The sequence below is a fragment of the Dokdonella sp. genome, assembly GCF_051958935.1.
Taxonomy (GTDB): Bacteria; Pseudomonadota; Gammaproteobacteria; order Xanthomonadales; family Rhodanobacteraceae; genus Dokdonella_A.
The window spans coordinates 1-3794 of record NZ_JBQCFP010000072.1 but is presented as its reverse complement, the minus strand read 5'-3'; the positions used below and the strand labels follow the sequence as shown (position 1 = coordinate 3794).

The window sequence follows — 3794 nt, the reverse complement described above, 5'->3', positions numbered from 1 at the left end:
CGATCGCCGGCTACGTCGACCGCTTCACGCCGAGCGCGTATCCGGCGACGTTCAGCAGCGCATGCGTCGCGTTCCTCGCCTCGGCGCCGGGCACGAGCCAGGCGTTCCAGCTCGTCGTCTACGACGATACCGGCTGGGATGGCGGTCCGGGCAACCTGCTGGCGTCGGTCGATGCGATCGCGACCGACATCCCGACCACGGCCACCGCCGCGTTCGTGCGCGTGGATCTCTCCGGGCTCGGCCTCAGCATCGCGAGCGGCAACGTCTACATCGGCGTGCAGTTCGATCCGATGGACCCGGGCACCGCGTTCGTCGCATCGGACGTCACCGGCGAGCCGAACGCGGGTGCGGGCTATCTGATGCGCGGCAACCCGGGCGCGCTCGGCTCGTGGGATCCGATCGTCGATCGCTTCCACGACTACCACGCGCTGCTCGTGCGCGCGATCGAGCAGCCCGACGCGTGCGCGACGCCGTCGGACGTGCCGTGGCTGAGCCTCGACACGACCGCAGGCAGTGTCGATCCGCACGCACAGGCGACGATCACCGCCACACTCGACCCGTCGCAGCTCGCCGCGGGCCATTACGAGGCGGCGCTGTGCATCGGCAGCAACGATCCCGCCCACCCGCGCCTCGTCGTGCCGGTCCGCTTCGACGTCGGCGATCGCGTGTTCGCGGACGGCTTCGACGGCTGACGCCCGCACCCTGTAGGAGCGGCTTCAGCCGCGATGCTGCCCGACCCGCTCGCACGCCAAGGCATCGCGACTGAAGTCCCTCCCCCAAGGGCCAACCCAGCGTTCCAGTGGGAGCGGCTTCGGCCGCGATGCTCTCCAGCCTCCGGTCGGGCTTCCTGCGCCAATCCGAATGCGCCGCGCGCCGAAGCGCGTTCGCCCGTGCCTTCCCGCACGTCAAGCCACGCACGCCGCGGGCGCAGATTGGCCGCCGGGCAGAGCGGAGGGTGCGCCAATGTACGCGGCAAAATGGCTCATGGTGTGCGCGGCGATGGTTCCCGGCGTGGGCGCGGCACGATCGTCGCCCGAGGGCTTCTGGCTCGGCACCACCGGCAACGAAAAGGAACGCATCGAGGTCGGCCTCGAGATCCGCCACGACGCGAGCGGCCAGGCGGTGATGAAACTCACCGAGCCGAACATGGGCTACTACGGCATCGACGCCGGCGCGACGACGATCGAGGGCGACCGCGTGCAGAACGCGGGCTTCATGCTCGACCTGCGCGCGCAAGGCGATACGCTCGAAGGCACGTTCCCGGGCCCGCGCGCGCAGGCGCGCTTGCGCCGGGTCGAGGCGCTGCCGCAGCCGCCCGCGCTGCCGGACGTGCCGACCGGCCCCGCGCCCCGCTGGCAGACGCGCCTCAGTGGCCAGGCCTACGCCTCGCCCGTCGTCGCCGACGGCGTCGCCTACATCGGCACGACCGGCGGCGTGTTCAATGCGGTGCAGGCCGGGGACGGCGCCATCGCGTGGACGTTCGCCGTGGGTGCGCCGATCTACGGCGCCGCCGCGATCGACGGCGACGCGCTCTATTTCGTCAGCGACGCAGGCTTCCTGCACAAGCTCGCGCGCGCCGACGGCAAGGAACGCTGGCGCTACGATCTCGGCGACCGCGGGACGCCGCGCATCCTGCCGCATCCGTCGGCGGGCGATTGGGACTGGCAGGCGCCGCGCCCGCTCGTCGCCGACGGCGTCGTCTACGTCGGCGCCGGTGACGGCGGGTTCCACGCGGTCGACGCCGCGACCGGCACGCGCAAGTGGCGCTTCGCCAGCGGCAGCAAGATCCGCAACGGCGCCGCGCTCGACGGCCCGCGCGTCGTGTTCGGCAGCGCCGACCACTTCGTCTACGCGCTCGAGCGCGCCGACGGCCGCGAAGCGTGGCGCTTCGACAGCAAGGCCGAGATCGACGGCGCCCCCCTCGTGCACGGGGGCCACGTGTTCGTCGGCAATCGTGGGCCCGGCCTCCATTCGCTCGCCGCGGCGAGCGGCAAGGAAGAGTGGCGGCTGTTCTTCTGGGGCTCGTGGGTGGAGTCGACGCCGGTGGTCGACGAGGGCGTGCTCTACATCGGTTCGTCCGACCTCGGCCACGTGAGCGCGATCGACCCGGCGAACGGCCACGTGCTTTGGCGCGGCAATGCGTGGGGCTGGACCTTCGGCACGCCGCTCCTGACCACCGACCGTGTTTACGCCGGTGCCGCCGGCGGCGCGCCGTACTCCATCCGCCACGACGCGGGCTTCGTCTCGTTCGAGCGCCGGACCGGCAAGCTGCTCACGCGCTGGCCGATCGCCGACGGCGGCGGCCACCAGTGGGGCATCGCCGGCTCGCCCGCGCGCAGCGGCGACCTGGTCATCGTCGCGACGATCGCCGGCTCCCTGCTCGCGTTTCCGCTCGGCGGCTGATCCGGCAGGGATCGCCACCGCGAGCGCCTGTTCCCGCCGCATTTGCCGCGGCCGCCGCCGCGTGGCACCGTAGCGGCGATCCTGGGGGGCGAATGGCGGACATCACCGAGCTCATCGGCAAGGCGCGCGACGGCGACCGGGAGGCCTCCGAACGCGTGTTCGCGCTGCTCTACGACGAACTGCACCGGCTCGCCGCCGGCCAGCTGCGTGGCGAGGCTGCGATGCGCACGACCTCGCTCGTGCACGAGGCCTATCTCAAGCTCGCCCAGCACGGCGCGATCGAGGTCAACGATCGCGGCCATTATTTCGCGGTCGCGGCGCGCGTGATGCGGCAGATCGTCATCGACCACGTGCGCGCGCGCGCGGCGCTGCGGCGCGGTGGCAACCAGCCGGTCGCCTCGCTCGACACGACCGCGCTGCAGGCGGCGGCGGAGGATCGCGGCGAGGAGGTGCTCGCGCTCGACGACGCGCTCAACCGCCTTGCCGGGCTCGACGCGCCGCTCGCCGCGCTGGTCGAGATGCGTTTCTACGCGGGCCTGGAACTGGCCGAGATCGCGAGCGTGCAAGGTCGTTCGGAGCGATCGCTCAAGCGCGACTGGCGGCGCGCGCGCGCGTTCCTGCAGCGCGAGATAGCAGGCGCTTGATGCATCGATCGCCGCGCCGTCGCGCGGCGCGCTGGGCGACACGGGAGTCGTGATGGTCGATACCGCGCGCTGGGCAGAAATTTCCGCGCTGTTCGACGAACTGGTGGAGCGGCCACCGGACGAACGCGAGCGGCGTCTCGCCATGCTCGAGGCCGCCGATGCAGCGCTCGCGTCCGAGGTGCGCGCGCTGCTCGCCGCGGACGAACAGGATGGCGTACTCGACGCGGCTGCATCGCACGCGCTGCCCGGCCTGCTGGCCGACTCGGCGCCGGCCGATCGCCGTGCGGGCGCGTACCGGCTGCTGCATCCGATCGGCGAGGGCGGCATGGGCGTGGTCTGGCTTGGGGAGCGCAGCGACGGCGCGTTCGAACAACGCGTCGCGGTCAAGGTGCTCAAGCGCGGCATGGACACGCACGCGGTACTGCGCCGCTTCCTGCAGGAACGCCGCATCCTCGCGCGCCTGCACCATCCGCATGTCGTGCGCCTGCTCGACGGCGGCATGAGCGACGACGGCCGGCCGTTCTACGTGATGGACCATGTCGACGGCGTGCCACTCACCGCGCATGCGGCGCTGCAGCACCTGGGGGTGGTCGCGCGCGTCGCGCTGCTCGCGAAGGTCGCCGAAGCGGTCGCCTATGCGCATGCGCAGCTCGTCGTGCATCGCGACCTCAAGCCATCCAACGTGCTCGTCGATGCAGACGGAGCGCCGCGCGTGCTCGACTTCGGCATCGCCAAGCTGCTCGAGGA

Annotated in this window: 4 protein-coding genes; all 4 read left to right on the top strand. The window is 72.1% G+C overall.

What is annotated here, in order from left to right; genetic code table 11:
* Positions 1–692, top strand: a 692-nt coding sequence (locus tag ACTHK2_RS06695; RefSeq protein ID WP_440244927.1) for a hypothetical protein, incomplete at its 5' end; no start/stop codon positions are given.
* Between the two features lie 271 nt (positions 693–963).
* Positions 964–2403 carry an outer membrane protein assembly factor BamB family protein gene (locus ACTHK2_RS06690; RefSeq protein WP_440244926.1) on the top strand — a complete coding sequence of 480 codons (1440 nt, stop codon included), beginning with the start codon at positions 964–966 and terminating at the stop codon, positions 2401–2403.
* Between the two features lie 92 nt (positions 2404–2495).
* On the top strand, positions 2496–3047 hold the full coding sequence (locus tag ACTHK2_RS06685; protein ID WP_440244925.1) for an ECF-type sigma factor: 552 nt from the start codon (positions 2496–2498) through the stop codon (positions 3045–3047).
* Between the two features lie 52 nt (positions 3048–3099).
* Positions 3100–3794, top strand: a 695-nt coding sequence (locus tag ACTHK2_RS06680) for a serine/threonine-protein kinase (protein ID WP_440244924.1), incomplete at its 3' end; no start/stop codon positions are given.